We start from the raw sequence: 16,175 nt of genomic DNA, 5'->3' as shown, positions 1-16,175 counted from the left end.
ATAACCTCGTTACGGGTACTCTTCGCCATCCGGTTTAACCCAGATGAGCAGCACAAGACCAATCAGGAACAGTGCGATAAGCGGAGTAATGCCCAGGACCTGGCTGCCGGTTGCGCTGGTGACAAAGAAAATCAGGAAGGGGGCCAGGAAAGACGTCGCCTTACCTGCCAGCGCATAAAGCCCGAAGGCTTCGGTCATACGTTCCGGATTGGCCTGGCGCACCATCATTGTACGGCTGGCCGATTGCAGGGCACCGCCTGCCGCGCCAATGGTGCCACCAAGGACATAAAAGGCGATGTCTGGCAGGCTGGATGTTTCATCAACGGCAATCCCAAACACGCTTTCGCGGTTCACAAAGACCACAAGGATTGCAACCACTGTCAGGATCAGAACGCAAATGGCTATAACCGGTTTTGGGCCATATTTCTGGTCGGCCCGCCCACCGATCCAGGCAAAGATTGCGCCGGTGATGATGGCGAGAATACCGAAAATACCCGTATCTACGACGCTCCATTCCAGGACGCCAGCGGCGTAGAGACCGCCAAATGTGAAAATCCCGTTCAGTGCATCGCGGTAGAACATGGATGACGCAAGATAAGCGGCAAGGCTGCGCTGGGAAGGCAGTTGCGACAGGGTCTGACGAAGGGATTTCAGAGCATCAGTGATTTTAAATACAGAGACAGTGGTTTGCTTTGGGTCTTTGACCCAGAGGAAGAAGGGGATCATGCCAAGAACGAACCAGATCGCCGTCAGGGGCCCAACGAAACGCGTGCCTTCGCGTTGCTCCGCATCAAACCCGAACAGCGGATCAATTCCGATCAGAGTTTTGCCGTTCCCTTGTTCTGCAAAGCACAGCAGCATAATAACCAGGGCAATCAGCCCGCCGATATAGCCAAAGGCCCAGCCGTTACCGGAAATGCGCCCAACTTCTTCACGTGGGCCAAGATCTGGAAGCATAGAGTTGGTAAAGATCGTCGCAAATTCCATCCCGATCAGACCGACAATAAAGAAGGTCATCACAAGGTTGATGTTCAGCGCATCCGGGGCCGCGATCCAGAGACCGGCAGAACCCACAACATACATCGCAGAAAACAACCAGATCCAACGCACGCGGTTGCCCGAATTATCTGCGATTGCACCCAGAACCGGTGCTGTGAAGGCAATGATCAGCCCGGCCATGCCGACATACCAGCCCCAAAGCGCCTGGGCTTCGGCACCATCGCCGACGATGGATTTGATGTAGGGGCCAAAGATGAAGGTCAGCAGCAGGGTGTTGTAAGGCTGGCTGGCCCAGTCAAAAAAGAACCAGCCCCAGATTTTTTTGCGCAAAGAAATTTCGGCCAAACCGTCGCCCCTGTTTTACTGTTTCAGCGATAAGACAGGGAAATGGTTAAAGAGGCAAGGCTTGCATTCAATCCTGCCTTACGGGCGCGTTTCATGTGGGTTTGGCTCTGGTGGCCAGGGACGTTCGGCATCCGCAGCAATCCAGGACTGAACCCAGGCGGGCAGCTCGGGGCTTTGCAGATCAATGCCCATGGCTTCGGGAACTTTTTGCGGCGCAACAATCCCGTTTTTATCGGTCACCGCAGCACGCAACAGCATATTGCAGGTGCATTCCCCTTTGCGCCACAGGCTTTGCTCCATGTAAACAAAACGTTCGTCCCAGCCAATCAGACGTGTGTGCATTTCAACCTTGTGAAAGGCGCGTACCCGTTTGCGATAGCGCACAGAAACGCCCGCAACCGCCATGGCCCAGCCTTTTTTGCGTACCAGCCCAATGATACCGATCCGGATCGAATGGGGCACACGGCCAAGGTCAAACAGGGTCAATGTGCGGCCATTGTTCAGTTCAAACCAGAAATCCAGATCCCAGGGCCAGCAGATGTGATGAGAAACATGGGTGTCAAAAAAGTCGAGTTTCTCAGCGCGCAAACTTTGGGCTACGCCTTTTATCATTCGGAAAATAGGATACATCGGAAACTCCTGCTGGTTTTCCCTGTCGTTAACGCGAAATGCGGAAACTTCCAGCATAACCTTGCGTGAGGGCCTGAGATTGCCTAACTGCATAGGGAACGAATTACAGGAGCCGGATGAAATGATAATTTATGACTTGCTGCAGCTGATCCTTGGTGTCGCCTGGATGATCATGATTGCACATATTATCATGTCCTGGCTGATCAGTTTTCAGGTGCTGAACACGCAACAACCGTTTGTCTGGCAGCTTTGGACTGGTCTGAATCGTCTTCTGGAACCGGTTTATGCGCCCATTCGCCGGGTTCTGCCGGATACACGCCCGCTTGATCTGGCACCTCTGGTGGCCTTTATCGGGCTGATTGCGCTGCGTTCTATTATCCTGCCTGCGATCTTCGGCCTGCGTTACTAAGCTTGCTGCCGAATCCTGCCTGTGTGATAACCGGCTAAACACCAGATAAAACACACGGGCAATGCAGGCGCTTCGCGATCAACTTTCTTCTGTTTTCGGCTTTGCTGATTTCCGCCCCGGTCAGGCCGAGGTGGTTCAAGCTGTGTTTGAAGGTGAAAACACCCTGGCGATTATGCCAACGGGTGGCGGGAAGTCCCTTTGCTTTCAGTTGCCTGCCCTCTGTCGCGATGGCGTGACGGTGGTGATTTCCCCACTGATTGCGCTGATGCGTGATCAGGTACGTGCCCTGCGCGAAGCGGGGGTTGAGGCGGGCGCGCTGACCTCACAAAACACCGATGAAGAAACCGACGCTGTGTTTGATGCCTTGCGTGATGGGCGGCTGAAGTTGCTTTACCTTGCGCCGGAACGGCTGGCATCGGGTGCAACGCAGAACATGTTACAACGTTCAAATTGCACCATGATTGCGGTGGACGAAGCCCATTGCGTTAGCCAGTGGGGGCATGATTTTCGCCCGGATTACCTGCGTATTGGTGAGTTGCGGAAATCTCTGAACGTGCCGGTGGCGGCGTTTACAGCAACAGCAGATGAAGAAACCCGGGCTGAAATTGTCACACGCCTGTTCGATGACGTGCCCCCGAAAACCTTCCTGCATGGGTTTGACCGGCCCAATCTGCACCTCGCCTTCCGGTCGAAAAATCAGCCACGCAATCAGATCCTGGAATTCGCGGCTGCACGCAAAGGGCAATCCGGTATTGTTTATTGCGGTACGCGGGCAAAGACCGAATCCCTGGCGAAGGCTTTGAACGATGCCGGGCATGTGGCCTGCCATTATCATGGCGGTATGGAAGCCGAAGATCGCCGCAGTGTGGAAAATCGCTTTCAGCGGGAAGATGGTCTGGTTGTTGCGGCGACGGTGGCTTTTGGTATGGGGGTCGATAAGCCCGATGTGCGTTGGGTTGCGCATGCGGATTTGCCGAAATCGATTGAGGCCTATTATCAGGAAATTGGCCGGGGTGGACGGGATGGCGCACCTGCGGAAACCCTGACGTTATATGGTGCGGATGATATCCGGTTTCGTCGCACGCAGATTGATGAAGGTCTGGCCCCGGCCGAACGCCGCATGGCGGATCACGGGCGTCTGAATGCTTTGCTGGGGCTTGCGGAATCGCTGGGCTGCCGGCGTGTGAAATTACTGGCCTATTTTGGGGAAGATGCAGAACCTTGCGGCAATTGTGACCTGTGCCAGACGCCGCCGGAAACCTTTGATGGGACCACAGCCGTGCGCAAGGCGTTGTCGGCTATTCTGCGCACAGGGGAATATTTCGGATCTGGCCATCTGATCGAAATTCTCCTGGGTAAAACCACCGATAAGATTGAACATCACGGGCATGACAAGCTGCCGACCTTTGGTGTCGGGCAGGAATATTCACGCCAGCAATGGCAAGGGATTTTCCGCCAGATGATGGGGCATGATCTGGTGCGGCCGGATCGTGAACGGTTTGGTGCTCTGCGCATGACAGAGGCTGCACGCCCCATTCTACGGGATGAGGCAACGATTGAATTGCGCAAAGATGCGATTAAGAAATCGACGTCCCGCCGCCCGGCGGTGAAAACGCTTGTTTCTGAAGAAGATGCGCCTTTGCTGTCGGCACTGAAAGCCAAGCGCCGCGCTCTGGCAGAGGCCGCGAATGTGCCAGCCTATATTATTTTCAATGACCGCACCCTGATTGAAATGGCAGAGTTGCGCCCTGGGGATATGGATCAGATGGCGCAGATTTCCGGAGTCGGGGCAAAGAAACTGGACAGTTATGGTGCGGACTTCCTTGAGGTGATCGCCGGGGAAAAGCCCGCCCCTATGCATCCGGCGCGTCAGGCGCTTGCCGGACGCCCTTCGGGTGAATTGTTTGATCGCCTGTCCGAGGTGCATATTTCTCTGCAACGCGGTGAGACGGGTATCGATAAACCCCTGTCCTGTTCGCAAAGCACCCTGCGTCATATTGCTGAACGCCGCCCGGACACGATCGCGGCGCTGTCCAGTGTACCCGGAATGGATGGTGCACGCGCGGATCGGTTTGGCGCGGCATTCCTGGAAGCCATTCACGCGGATTAATTATTCAATTGCCTCGCAGCCTTTCGGCAGTGCGCCGTGAATTTGTTCCAGGATGAGCGCTTTTTTCAACGGTTTGGTCAGATAATGGGTGACGCCTGCGGCAAAGATTGAATCTGCGTCGCCGTCCATAGCATGGGCCGTAACAGCGACGACAGGCACAGGATCAATACCGGCCTCGGCTTCCAGCTTTCGGATCTCGGAGGTGGCCTGCTTGCCATCCATTTTAGGCATGGAAATATCCATGAATACCAGATCGGGCTGGAATTCCTGCCAGTATTCAACCGCTTCTAACCCGTTCTCGGCAAATTTCAGATCAATGTTCAGAGTCTTCACCATTTTACTGAATACAAGGCGATTGGTTTTATTGTCTTCTGCGGCCAGCACACGCATCTGACGCAGCGCAGAGGGTTCCGGTTTCGCAGATGCATACGTGATTTCTTCGATGATCTCTGCTGTGTCTTCCGAAGCGGATTCCGGTCCCGCACCAGGGGCATCCGTGGGGAGTTTTGTATGCAGGCCAGCAATAATCCGGTTGTTGCTGGGTTCCAGGGGGATGAAGGGCAGGGGGATTTTCAGGCCAAAACAAGACCCTTCGCCAACAATAGAATCCACCCAGATTTCACCGCCCATCAGTTCGACAAGTTCCCTGGTGATCGCAAGGCCAAGCCCCGTGCCATCAAAACTGCGGCTGTGTTCATCTTCGGCCTGATTAAATTCCCCGAAGATATGTTCAAGCTGATCCCGTTTGATGCCAATGCCTGTGTCTTCGACCTCAATACGCACCAGAATCTGTTCCGGATCGGCCATTTCGATGCCGCCGACCTTCAGCGTGACTTTGCCTGCCAGGGTAAACTTGATCGCATTGCCCAGAAGATTAACCATGACCTGACGGATACGCCCGGGATCCGCGATGAACCGATCGGGCAGGCCTTCTTCCCAGATCAGATCCAGTTTCAGGCCTTTTTCCGTCGCGGTGGGGCGCAACAGGGTGCAGATTTCATCCACGGCCTGGTGCAGGTTGAAGGTTTCAGGCGTCAGTTCCAGTTTGCCCGCCTCTACCTTGGAATAATCCAGCACGTCATTGATGATCACCAGCAGAGCTTCGCCAGAAGATCTGATCGTATCGACGTAAAGTTTCTGTTCTTCGTTCAGTTCGCCATCATCTAAAAGCTGCGCCATGCCGACGACACCGTTCATCGGTGTGCGCAACTCGTGACTCATGTTTGCAAGGAAGGATGATTTTGCGCGATTGGCCGCCTCAGACCGGTCACGGGCTTGCTTTAATTCTTCTTCATAGCGGATGGTCGCGGTAATATCATGGGCCAAGGTAACCGTGTCGCCATTTGCTGCGCGACGGTCGATGACTTTGATAAACCTTTGGTTCCACAGTTTTACCGTGATGTCAGGCGGGCTGGGCAACAGCCAGCGTTCCAGCATTTCCGCCTGCCATTCTGACGGGTGCTTTATGCCAATATCAATCGCACCTTCTTCCGCCAGAAGTTCAATTAACCGGCCATACGTCGCGCCGGGGCTGGCTTCTTCGAGTCCGTCAAAAATCTGAATAAAGTTGTCGTTGGCTGTAACAAGACGTTGGGCGCTGTCGAATACGGCAAATCCGTCCTGGATTGTCTGAATTGAATTCCAGAGCCGCTGTTCAGCGGTGTTCAGATCAGAGCGGACCTGGGTGTTTTCACCCTTCAGGTGTTCAGCTTCTTCGCGAAAGTAATCAGCCTCTTCACGCTTTTCGATGATCTGGTCTGACAGTTCCAGGGCATGATCGCCCAGACGTTTGTTGGCATCAAACAATTCCACCTGCTTCAGCTCAAGCAGACGTTCGGCGGCCAGGCGGCCGCGACGTTCATGTGCAAGCTTATCAGAAAGGTTCACGTCTTTCTCCGGTGGGTGTTTCGCGCCAGACTGTCAGAACAGGGTGAACAAGCTGTTAAGACTTATGCGCGAAACGCCGGGGATTTTCTTAAATTATTGCGCGGGCACCCGGGGAGATACCTGCGTGAAATCAGAGCTTTTCAATCGCCAGAGCAATGCCTTGACCGCCGCCGATACACATGGTGATCAGCGCGCGTTTGCCGCCGATACGTTCCAGTTCATACAGCGCTTTGATTGTGATGATCGCACCGGTTGCACCAACGGGGTGGCCCAGCGCAATTGCACCGCCATTCGGGTTCACTTTTGCCGGATCAAGGCCCAGTTCTTTGTTCACAGCAATCGCCTGGGCGGCGAAAGCTTCGTTGCTTTCGATCACGTCGAAATCAGTGATTCTCATCCCGGTTTTTGCCAGAAGGTTCTGAACCGCAGGCACCGGGCCAATGCCCATAACTTCCGGGCGTACACCAGCGTGTGCGTATCCCAGAATGCGGGCTTTTGGCTTCAGGCCGGCCTTTTCCGCAGCATCGGCGGTGGCCAGAACCAGGGCTGCCGCACCATCATTGATGCCAGACGCATTGCCCGCTGTAACCATCCCGTCTTTCTTAAAGGCCGGGCGCAGACCTGCGAGCGCCTCAGCTGAGGTGGCTTTCGGGTGTTCATCGGTATCAAACGGCACCATGTCACGTTTCACGCGGACTTCAATCGGGGCGATCTGACTTTTGAAATAGCCTGCCTCAATCGCGGCCTGGGCGCGGGTCTGGCTGGACAGTGCGAATGTATCCATGTCCAGGCGGCTGACATCGTGTTCGCCCGCCACATTTTCCGCTGTAACCCCCATATGACCGCTGCCAAAGGGGCAGTTCAGCGTGCCCAGCATCATATCAAGGGATGTTACATCGCCCATCTTCTGACCGAAGCGGGCGGCAGGCATAATGTAAGGGGCGCGCGACATGCTTTCGGCACCGCCAGCCAGGGCAAAATCAGCATCCCCCAGCACCAGCGACTGATATGCAGAGACAATCGCCTGCGCACCAGAGCCACACAGACGGTTCACGTTCATCGCAGGCACGCTATCAGGTACACCGGCCCCCATGGCAGAAATACGCGACAGATACATGTCTTTGGGTTCGGTGTTTATCACGCTGCCATAGACCACATGCCCGATCTGTGCGCCGTCCACGCCGGAACGTTCCAGCGCTGCTTTGGCCACATGTGTGCCAAGGTCGGTTGGGGAAAGCGCCGCAAGGCTGCCGCCGAATGCGCCGATTGCGGTGCGTGCGCCGTCAAGGATTACGATATCTGTCATGTGAACCTCCGAAACTGTTTCCCTTTGTTTAAAGGGGAATGCCCTGTGCGAAAGAATAACGCTTCGTCACAGGCGCAATGTCGTTGGGTTATCAGGTGTTTTTTGAACGGCCCAGACCGGTGAGCAGGCGGGCAAATTCGCCGGCGTCATTGCCAAGATCAGCCAGAAGTTCAGCCTGATAGTCCTGCGCCAGGGGGGCAAGCTCTGCCACCATCTGTTGTCCCTGCGCTGTCAGGGTCAGTTCCAGCAGGCGACGGTCCGTTGGGTGGGGGTCTTTGTTCAGAAGCCCGCGGTCTTCCAGGCGGCTGGCGGCGCGGCTGATTTTGGATTTATCCATATCCACGCGCTGATGAATTTCCCGCACCGATACTTTGCCTGACACACTAAGATGCGCCAGTACCCGCCATTCCGGCATATTCAGCCCGAACCGTTCCTGGTAGATCTTTTCAAACCGCCGCGACACCCGGGTGGAAGTCACCGCAAGTTTATAGGGGATGAAATCTTCAAGCGTGAAAGGGGGCTTTGTATCGGTCATGGCGGTCAAATGCGCATGTTTCGCCGGATTGTGCAAGATTGGGAAAGAAAAGGGGGTAGGGCAGGAAAAATGGTCTGGTGCTAAAATAAAAACCCCGAAGGATCTGCCCTCCCCCAATGGCGTACTAACCAACCCTGGCCACAAGGAGGAGTTGTCTTGCGTGAATAACGCGATATCTTGCGCGAATAACCGATTCAGCAGGCGGACAACAGCGTGACAAACAGAATTCAGCTTCCCGAAGTAAACTGGGGTGCAAAGGCAATCGTTATTCTGTCAGCTATTGCTGTGCTGATTGCCACCGGCCCCTTTGGGACCTATCAGATATTGGATTTCGTCCCGCGCCTTCTTTACTGGGCTGGTGCTGTGATGGGCGTTGGTCTGATTATGAATTTGATGGCGCTGTTTTCATTGCATTTGAAGATAGTGCAGCGAAGCTCCTGGTTCATGCGCGTGGTGGCCTGGGTTCTGATCGGTGCCGTGCCCGGGTCATTTTTAATGTTGGCGCTGGGCGTGTTTTTCCTGGACCATGAAGGTATGTTTTCTTATCCGTTTCACAGGATGTACTTTAAGATCTGTGTGATCAGCACGATGATATGCATTGTGGATCTGCGTTCTATGGCGTTCTGGACCGGGGACAAAGAGAACGCAACGCCTGTCGATGACATGCCATCTCAGGCCGTAGATAAAAACGAGCTGCGCCAGTTTCTTAATCAGCTGCGCCACGAGGTTGGGGATGATGTGATTTCGATCTCAACTCAGGATCACTACCTGGATGTAACCACTGCACAGGGCAATGACCTTATTCATGGCAAGCTTTCTGCGGCCGCTGAACAACTGGCGTCTTTGCCGGGTGTGCGACTGCATCGGTCCCATTGGGCAGCGGTTGGGCATATTCAACGGCTGAAGCGCAAAGAATCGGGGCATATTGTTTGTCTGTCTGATGGGCGCGAACTGCCCGTCAGTCGCAGCCAACTGCCTGCTGTGCGCGCTGCCCTGGGCCTGTCCTGAAAACCTGATTTATCGACCACCTGGTCGGCTGTTGTTGACTTCGTTGCATTTGCAACGATATACCGGAGCCAGCTAACAGATGCATTCCGGCTTAAGGGAGGCCCCGATGACACAGCAAACCCGTATGAATGTTGCCCCTTCACTTCCAGGCGCACACGAAGGTTATATGCCGGGATTCGGCAATGATTTTGAAACCGAAGCTTTGCCAGATGCCCTGCCACAGGGAATGAACAGCCCGCAAAAGTGCAATTACGGTCTTTACGGCGAACAGTTGACAGGTACCGCCTTCACAGCGCCCAGCCATCAGAATGAACGCACCTGGTGTTACCGCATCCGCCCGTCGGTCAAGCATTCTGCACGTTACACAAAAATCAACATGCCTTACTGGAAGTCCGCGCCAAATGTGGATCCGGATGTGATTTCCCTGGGGCAGTACCGCTGGGATCCCGTTCCGCATACGGATGAAAAGCTGACTTTCGTGACCGGCATGCGCACCATGACCACAGCGGGTGACGTGAACACCCAGGTTGGCATGGCGACACATGTGTATCTGGCGACAGAGAGCATGGAAGATGATTACTTCTTCTCGGCTGATTCCGAGATTCTGGTTGTGCCGCAAGCCGGTAAGCTGCGTTTCTATACAGAACTGGGCATCATCGACCTCGCCCCGCAGGAAATCGCGATTATTCCGCGTGGCCTTCTGTATCGCGTTGAGGTGGTTGAAGGCCCGGCCCGTGGTTTTGTCTGTGAAAACTATGGCCAGAAGTTCGAACTGCCTGGTCGTGGCCCGATTGGCGCGAACTGTATGGCGAACCGCCGGGATTTCAAATCCCCCGTTGCTGCCTGGGAAGATCGTGAAGTGCCGTCTACCGTGACCATCAAATGGTGCGGCCAGTTCCATAAGACTGAGATCAACCAATCGCCGCTGGATGTTGTCGCATGGCATGGCAATTACGCCCCGGTGAAATATGATCTGCGCACTTATTGCCCGGTGGGCTCCATCCTGTTTGATCACCCGGATCCGTCTATCTTCACCGTGCTGACCGCGCCGTCCGGCCAGCCGGGGACTGCGAATATTGACTTTGTTCTGTTCCGGGAACGCTGGATGGTGATGGAAGATACCTTCCGTCCGCCGTGGTACCACAAGAACATCATGTCCGAACTGATGGGCAATATTTATGGCGAATATGACGCCAAACCACAGGGGTTCATCCCGGGTGGCGTGTCCCTGCACAACATGATGATCCCGCATGGTCCGGACAATGATGCGTTTGAAAAAGCGTCGAATTCCAACCTCGGACCGGAGAAACTGGAAAACACCATGTCGTTCATGTTCGAAACCCGATTCCCACAGCATATCACGGCCTTTGCCGCGAATGAGGCACCGTTGCAGGATGACTATATCGACTGCTGGAACGACATCGAGAAGAAGTTCGACGGCACGCCGGGTAAAAAGTGATCGCAATGAAGCTTTACAGTTATTGGCGCTCCACCACGTCTTACCGTGTGCGTATTGCGCTGCACTTGAAGGGCCTGGCGTTCGAAACCATCCCTGTGGATCTGGTGAAGGGCGAACAGCGCGCGGATGAATACCTGCCGGTGAACCCCGGCAAAGGCGTGCCTGCGCTGGTTCTTGATGATGGTACGGTGCTGACGCAATCTCTGGCGATCCTGGAGTATCTGGATCAGGCCCACCCTGACCCCGCGCTTTTGCCTGCGAACCCGATTGAACGTGCGAAAGTACAGGCCGCCGCCCAGGTGATCGCGCTGGATGTGCATCCGGTGAACAATCTGCGTGTGGGGCAAAAGTTGAAGGCGATGGGGCATGACCAGGATGAAGTTGTTGCCTGGATGAACCACTGGATGTCTGAGGGTTTCACCGCTTTTCAGGCCATGATTCGCCCGGATACAAAGTTCTGCTTTGGAGATACCCCCGGGCTTGCGGATCTCTGCCTTGTGGCGCAGCTTTACAATGCACACCGATGGGGCACTGACCTGACCCCGTTCAAACGGCTGACAAAGATCGAACAGCTTTGTCTTGCCCTTCCGGCATTTGATGCCGCCCGCCCTGAAAACCAGCCTGACGCGGGTTAAGACTTTAATAAGGAAACGCGAATGTCCGAACTGATGAAATCCTGGGTCGAGAGTGCGAACTCTGCCGATACCCAATTCCCCCTGAATAACCTGCCTTATGGCGTGTTCACCACCGGCGACGAAGATCCCCGTTGTGGTGTCGCCATTGGTGATATGATCCTTGATGTGGCCTACCTGGAAGAAGAAGGCGTGATTGCGCTGGATGAAGACGGCGACCCAATGCTGGATCTGCCCTTCTGGAACGAAGTCATGGAAGCCGGGCGCGAGACCTGGGACGCCCTGCGCGCCCGTCTGATTGATCTGCTGGCAGAAGATGGCGATGCTGTGCTGCGCGATGACGCCGCAATGCGCGCCCGTGCCCTGGTGCCGCTGGCGGATGCTGAAATGCATATGCCGTTTGTCGTGTCTGAATACACGGACTTCTACGCGGGCAAGCAACACGCCCAGAACATGGGTGCGATCCTGCGTGGCTCCCCCGATCTTCCAGCAAACTGGCTGCACATTCCGATCGGCTACAACGGCCGCGCGTCATCTGTTGTGGTCTCCGGCACAGACATTCACCGCCCGCTGGGGCAAAGCAAAGCACCAGACGCGGAAGTGCCGTCTTTTGGCCCTTGTAAACGCCTTGACATCGAACTTGAGATGGGCGCGATTGTTGGCACCTCATCTGAGATGGGCCAACCAATCACCGTTGATCAGGCCGATGATATGATCTTTGGCTATGTCCTGCTAAACGATTGGTCCGCACGTGACATTCAGGGCTGGGAATATCAGCCGCTGGGTCCGTTCCAGGGCAAAGCCTTTGGCACAACCATCAGCCCATGGATCGTGACTTCCGCCGCGCTCGCGCCTTTCCGTACGGAAACTCCCGCGCGTGATAAGGAACTTCTGCCCTACCTCACGGAAAGTAAACCGGGCCTCTATGACATCGCGCTTGAGGTCACCATGCAGCCCGAAGGTGCGGACAAAGCCACCACTGTTGCGCAAACTAACTACAGCCGCATGTATTATTCTGCCGCGCAGCAGCTGTGTCATCATGCGGTGGGTGGTGTGCCAATGAACGGCGGTGATCTTCTGGGGTCGGGTACGATTTCTGGCCCATCTAAATCTGAATATGGGTCCCTTATGGAACTGTCCTGGGCCGGGCGTGAGCCCTTTACCCTTGATACCGGCGAAACACGGACCTTCATTGAAGACGGTGATACGCTGACCCTGAAAGGTGCCGCCAAAGGTGATGGCTATCAGATCGGTTTTGGCGATTGCGAAGGCAAAATTCTGCCCGCAATCACCAATTTTCCAGCGAAATAGGGTCACATGCTGGTGTTAACACATACTCAGGATCTTTCCCCCGCATCACTGCAGGGGGGGGATCGCTGCCTGCCATTCCTTCACGAGGTCCAGGGGATATGTGAGCATCAGCACATTCAGCGCCAGGCCATCACGGATCATATGCATGGTGAAAACCTCAAACCCGATGACAATGGCAAGGCTGGCCCAGATCGGCAGGCGTCGCGCAAGCCAGAACCCCAGCAACATCGCGCCAATATCAGCCAGGGAATTGATGACGCTGTCACCAAAGTAATCCAGCGAAATCGTCACCGTGCGGTAATGTTCGATCACGGCAGTGGTGTTTTCGGAAATCTCCCAGGCGGCCTCAATCAACGTGGCAATCACCAGGCGCCAGCCAACAGACAGGCGTCGGGCAACAAGCCAGAGAAAACCAAAGAAAATAAAGCCGTGGATCAGATGGCTGGGCGTGTACCAGTCGGTCAGGTGTTGCGAGCCTTCAGAACTGAAGGTCTTACCCCACCAAAGCTTGACGGTGCCACATTTACAAATCGGCTCTCGCCCCATCCACAAAAGGATGATCGCGGTCGCCAGGACCACAAACGCGGTCACGAGCAGGGGAATATGTTTTTTCTGTATCATGCTGCCAATCAATCACACGACCACCAGGTTGTAAAATAAGGAAATCCATACCATGGCCAAAGCATTCGCGTCGCAAGGCGACATGGAAGACAAGAACATCAGTTTCACTGAAATCGGTGACGGGCTTTATGCGTTTACCGCTGAAGGTGACCCGAATTCAGGCGTGATCATCGGTGACGAAAGCGTTATGATCATCGAAGCCCAGGCGACCCCGCGCCTTGCCAGCAAAGTGATCGAAGAAGTACGCAAGATCACTGACAAGCCGATCTCACATCTTGTTCTGACCCATTATCACGCCGTGCGCGTGCTGGGTGCGTCTGAATTTAACGCACCGCAGATCATCATGTCAGAAGATGCCCGTTCCATGGTTGTTGAACGCGGTCAGGAAGACTGGGACAGTGAATTTCAGCGCTTTCCACGTCTGTTTCAGGGGCATGAAAGCATTCCTGGCCTGACATGGCCCACCACCACTTTTGACGGGATGATGACCGTCTATCTGGGTAAGCGTCGTGTGGACATCATGCAGCTGGGCCGCGCGCATACAGCTGGCGATGCAGTTGTCTGGGTGCCCGATGCAGAGGTCATGTTCACTGGCGATATCGTTGAATATCACTCCGCCTGTTATTGTGGCGATGGTCATTTCTCTGACTGGGGTGACACGCTGGACAATATCGCCGCATTTGATCCGGTCTGCATTGCGCCAGGCCGTGGAGACGCGCTGGTCGGTCGCGAGATGGTCGAAGCCGCGATTGAAAACACCCGTGACTTTGTCGAAAGCACCTATCGCCCGGCTGCCAAAGTGGCTGCACGCGGTGGTTCCCTGAAAGAAGCATGGGATGCGGTGCGCGCAGAATGTGACCCTAAATTTGCGGAATACGCGATTTATGAACATTGTCTGCCGTTCAACGTCGCCCGTGCCTATGACGAAGCCCGCGGCATCGATACTCCCCGTATCTGGACTGCGCAGCGTGACCTGGACATGTGGGCAGATCTGCAAAGCTAAGCCACTCAGCCCTCCCTTACGGTCGCTTTTCGTTCGATGAGCGACCGTAAGGAAGCGAAGAGACACGCCGGAGAGAGACATGACAAAGATATTCGAAACGCCACTGTATCCATATGAACGCAGCCCGGATCAGGATGCGACAACGCCCGTGCGCCACAAGGTTGTGGTGATTGGTGCCGGCCCTGTTGGCCTTGCCGCAGCGATTGATCTGGCACAGCACGGCATTCCTGTGGTTGTGGTGGATGAGAATGACAAAGTCTCTCACGGCTCCCGCGCGATCTGTTTCTCCAAACGTATGCTCGAAATCTCTGATCGGCTGGGCATTGGTGATCGTCTGGTTGAAAAAGGTGTGACCTGGAACAAGGGGCGTGTGTTTAACGGTGAAGACGAAGCTTACGCCTTCGATCTGCTGCCTGAAACCGGCCATAAACGCCCGGCCTTTATCAACCTCCAACAGTATTACCTGGAAGAATACCTGGTAGATCGTGTGCGCGAACTTCAGGCTGAAGGGGCAGAGATTGAGCTGCGCGGTGGTAATAAGGTGTCCGCCATCGGCACCCATGAAACCCACGTTTCCCTTGAAATAGACACTGTTGAGGGTTCGTATAATATCGAAACCGAATGGGTCATCCCCTGCGATGGTGCGGGTTCCCCAACCCGCAAAATGCTTGGCTGCGATTTCGGCGGGCGTGTGTTTGAAGACAACTTCCTGATTGCTGATGTGATCATGCAGGCTGATTTCCCGACAGAACGTTGGTTCTGGTTTGATCCGCCCTTCAACAAAGGTCAGTCCGCGCTGCTGCACAAACAGCCTGATGATGTCTGGCGCATTGATTTGCAGTTGGGCTGGGACATTGATCGTGAAAGGGAAATGCAGCCGGAAAATGTCATTCCGCGTCTGAATGCGATGCTGGGTGAAGATGTGAAATTCGATCTGGAATGGGTTTCTGTCTATACCTTCCAGTGCCGCCGCATGGAAAAGTTCCGTCATGGGCGTGTGCTTTTTGCCGGGGATGCCGCCCATCAGGTCAGCCCATTTGGTGCGCGTGGGGCGAATTCCGGCCTTCAGGATACAGATAATCTGTGCTGGAAGCTGGCCGCTGTGATTAAGGGGGAAGCACAGGAAAACCTGCTGGATACCTACAATGACGAGCGTGTCGAGGCAGCGGATGAAAACATCCTGAATTCCAGCCGCTCTACTGATTTCATCACGCCAAAATCCGGCATTTCCCGCATCTTCCGGGATGCGGTCCTGGATCTGGCGGAAGAGAATGAATTTGCCCGTCCTCTGGTGAACTCAGGCCGTCTGTCTGTGCCTGCAGTGCACAGTGATTCATCGTTGAATTCACCCGAAACAGGGTCTTTTCCCAAGCGTACACGTCCGGGGGCGTCAGCTGCTGACGCGCCGACAGATGACGGCTGGTTGCTGGATCGGATCGGTGACGAATTCGCGGTTATGACAGCGGGTTTCGCCGCACCTGAAGTGCCAGCAGGCGTAAAGCAGATCCATATTGCGAACCCTTCTGAGGAACTGAAGACGCGATATATGGGCGATGCTGGTGGTGTGACGGTGTTGTTCCGACCCGATCAGCATATCGCCGCACGCTGGGCTGCGCCTTCCGCCCATGACATTACCGCAGCCATTGCGCGCGCAAAAGGAGCCTGAGCCATGTTGAACACCAAAGCCAATATCGCGGATCACGATGGTTTCTATGCGCAGCTGATTGAGGCGCATGAAGGCCTGGATGATGCACAATCGCAGGCCCTGAACGCCCGCCTGATCCTGACGCTTGCCAATCACATTGGTGACAATCAGGTGCTGTCAGAGGCGATTGATCTGGTGAAATCTGTCTCTGAATAGGGGATTTTACCCACTTTCAGATTACCTTTACCTTCATGGGCAGAGATGCAATTCTCTGT

General features: G+C 54.9%; 15 protein-coding genes. 9 read left to right on the top strand and 6 right to left on the bottom strand.

Features of this window, described 5'->3' with window-relative positions; all coding sequences use genetic code 11:
* Positions 1 to 9 precede the first annotated feature (9 nt).
* Together H1D41_RS09815 and H1D41_RS09810 are read right to left on the bottom strand one after the other, a co-directional pair.
* Entirely contained in the window at positions 10 to 1,344 is a 1,335-nt protein-coding gene (locus H1D41_RS09815; RefSeq protein ID WP_228848738.1) for an MFS transporter, read from the bottom strand.
* 78 nt (positions 1,345 to 1,422) lie between these two features.
* The gene (locus H1D41_RS09810) at positions 1,423 to 1,974 is read right to left on the bottom strand and encodes an acyl-CoA thioesterase (RefSeq protein WP_228848737.1); all 552 of its coding nucleotides are present in this window, start codon (positions 1,972 to 1,974) and stop codon (positions 1,423 to 1,425) included.
* A 121-nt stretch (positions 1,975 to 2,095) separates the two neighbouring features.
* Here H1D41_RS09810 and H1D41_RS09805 point away from each other — a divergent pair, with 121 nt between their 5' ends.
* Both H1D41_RS09805 and recQ read left to right on the top strand, forming a co-directional pair.
* A complete protein-coding gene (locus H1D41_RS09805) occupies positions 2,096 to 2,383 on the top strand; it encodes a YggT family protein (RefSeq protein WP_228848736.1) in 288 nt (95 codons plus the stop codon).
* Between the two features lie 61 nt (positions 2,384 to 2,444).
* Positions 2,445 to 4,493, top strand: coding sequence for a DNA helicase RecQ (recQ, locus tag H1D41_RS09800; protein WP_228848735.1), 2,049 nt, complete (start codon positions 2,445 to 2,447; stop codon positions 4,491 to 4,493).
* Here the strand turns inward: recQ and H1D41_RS09795 are convergent, their stop codons facing one another.
* The 3 genes from H1D41_RS09795 to H1D41_RS09785 all read right to left on the bottom strand — a co-directional run bounded on the left by H1D41_RS09795 (position 4,494) and on the right by H1D41_RS09785 (position 8,221).
* Positions 4,494 to 6,380 (bottom strand): ATP-binding protein, encoded by a 1,887-nt coding sequence (locus H1D41_RS09795; RefSeq protein WP_228848734.1) that lies wholly within the window; start codon positions 6,378 to 6,380, stop codon positions 4,494 to 4,496.
* Between the two features lie 130 nt (positions 6,381 to 6,510).
* The gene (locus H1D41_RS09790; protein WP_228848733.1) at positions 6,511 to 7,686 is read right to left on the bottom strand and encodes an acetyl-CoA C-acyltransferase family protein; all 1,176 of its coding nucleotides are present in this window, start codon (positions 7,684 to 7,686) and stop codon (positions 6,511 to 6,513) included.
* Positions 7,687 to 7,777: 91 nt separating this feature from the next.
* The gene (locus tag H1D41_RS09785; protein WP_228848732.1) at positions 7,778 to 8,221 is read right to left on the bottom strand and encodes a MarR family winged helix-turn-helix transcriptional regulator; all 444 of its coding nucleotides are present in this window, start codon (positions 8,219 to 8,221) and stop codon (positions 7,778 to 7,780) included.
* A gap of 213 nt (positions 8,222 to 8,434) precedes the next feature.
* On the opposite strand from H1D41_RS09785, the gene H1D41_RS18405 reads away from it, so the two are divergent.
* The 4 genes from H1D41_RS18405 to fahA all read left to right on the top strand — a co-directional run bounded on the left by H1D41_RS18405 (position 8,435) and on the right by fahA (position 12,631).
* A complete protein-coding gene (locus tag H1D41_RS18405; protein WP_228848731.1) occupies positions 8,435 to 9,229 on the top strand; it encodes a LytTR family DNA-binding domain-containing protein in 795 nt (264 codons plus the stop codon).
* A gap of 106 nt (positions 9,230 to 9,335) precedes the next feature.
* Positions 9,336 to 10,688, top strand: a complete 1,353-nt coding sequence (gene hmgA / locus H1D41_RS09775; protein ID WP_228848730.1) for a homogentisate 1,2-dioxygenase — start codon at positions 9,336 to 9,338, stop codon at positions 10,686 to 10,688.
* 5 nt (positions 10,689 to 10,693) lie between these two features.
* Positions 10,694 to 11,323 carry a maleylacetoacetate isomerase gene (gene maiA, locus H1D41_RS09770; RefSeq protein WP_228848729.1) on the top strand — a complete coding sequence of 210 codons (630 nt, stop codon included), beginning with the start codon at positions 10,694 to 10,696 and terminating at the stop codon, positions 11,321 to 11,323.
* 21 nt (positions 11,324 to 11,344) lie between these two features.
* Positions 11,345 to 12,631 (top strand): fumarylacetoacetase, encoded by a 1,287-nt coding sequence (gene fahA, locus H1D41_RS09765; RefSeq protein ID WP_228848728.1) that lies wholly within the window; start codon positions 11,345 to 11,347, stop codon positions 12,629 to 12,631.
* 45 nt (positions 12,632 to 12,676) lie between these two features.
* Here fahA and H1D41_RS09760 read toward each other — a convergent pair whose 3' ends face one another.
* Entirely contained in the window at positions 12,677 to 13,252 is a 576-nt protein-coding gene (locus H1D41_RS09760) for a DUF2585 domain-containing protein (protein ID WP_228848727.1), read from the bottom strand.
* A gap of 52 nt (positions 13,253 to 13,304) precedes the next feature.
* On the opposite strand from H1D41_RS09760, the gene H1D41_RS09755 reads away from it, so the two are divergent.
* From H1D41_RS09755 to H1D41_RS09745, 3 genes are all read left to right on the top strand, one after another.
* Complete coding sequence (locus H1D41_RS09755) at positions 13,305 to 14,255, top strand: MBL fold metallo-hydrolase (RefSeq protein WP_228848726.1); 951 nt, start codon at positions 13,305 to 13,307, stop codon at positions 14,253 to 14,255.
* A 79-nt stretch (positions 14,256 to 14,334) separates the two neighbouring features.
* Positions 14,335 to 15,921 carry an FAD-dependent oxidoreductase gene (locus H1D41_RS09750; RefSeq protein WP_228848725.1) on the top strand — a complete coding sequence of 529 codons (1,587 nt, stop codon included), beginning with the start codon at positions 14,335 to 14,337 and terminating at the stop codon, positions 15,919 to 15,921.
* Positions 15,922 to 15,924: 3 nt separating this feature from the next.
* Positions 15,925 to 16,116, top strand: coding sequence for a DUF2783 domain-containing protein (locus H1D41_RS09745; RefSeq protein ID WP_228848724.1), 192 nt, complete (start codon positions 15,925 to 15,927; stop codon positions 16,114 to 16,116).
* Positions 16,117 to 16,175 lie beyond the last annotated feature (59 nt).

This window comes from Halocynthiibacter styelae (genome assembly GCF_016123485.1).
Classification (GTDB): Bacteria; Pseudomonadota; Alphaproteobacteria; order Rhodobacterales; family Rhodobacteraceae; genus Halocynthiibacter; species Halocynthiibacter styelae.
The sequence above is the reverse complement of the archived record's forward strand: the minus strand, read 5'-3'. Positions and strand labels throughout refer to the sequence as shown.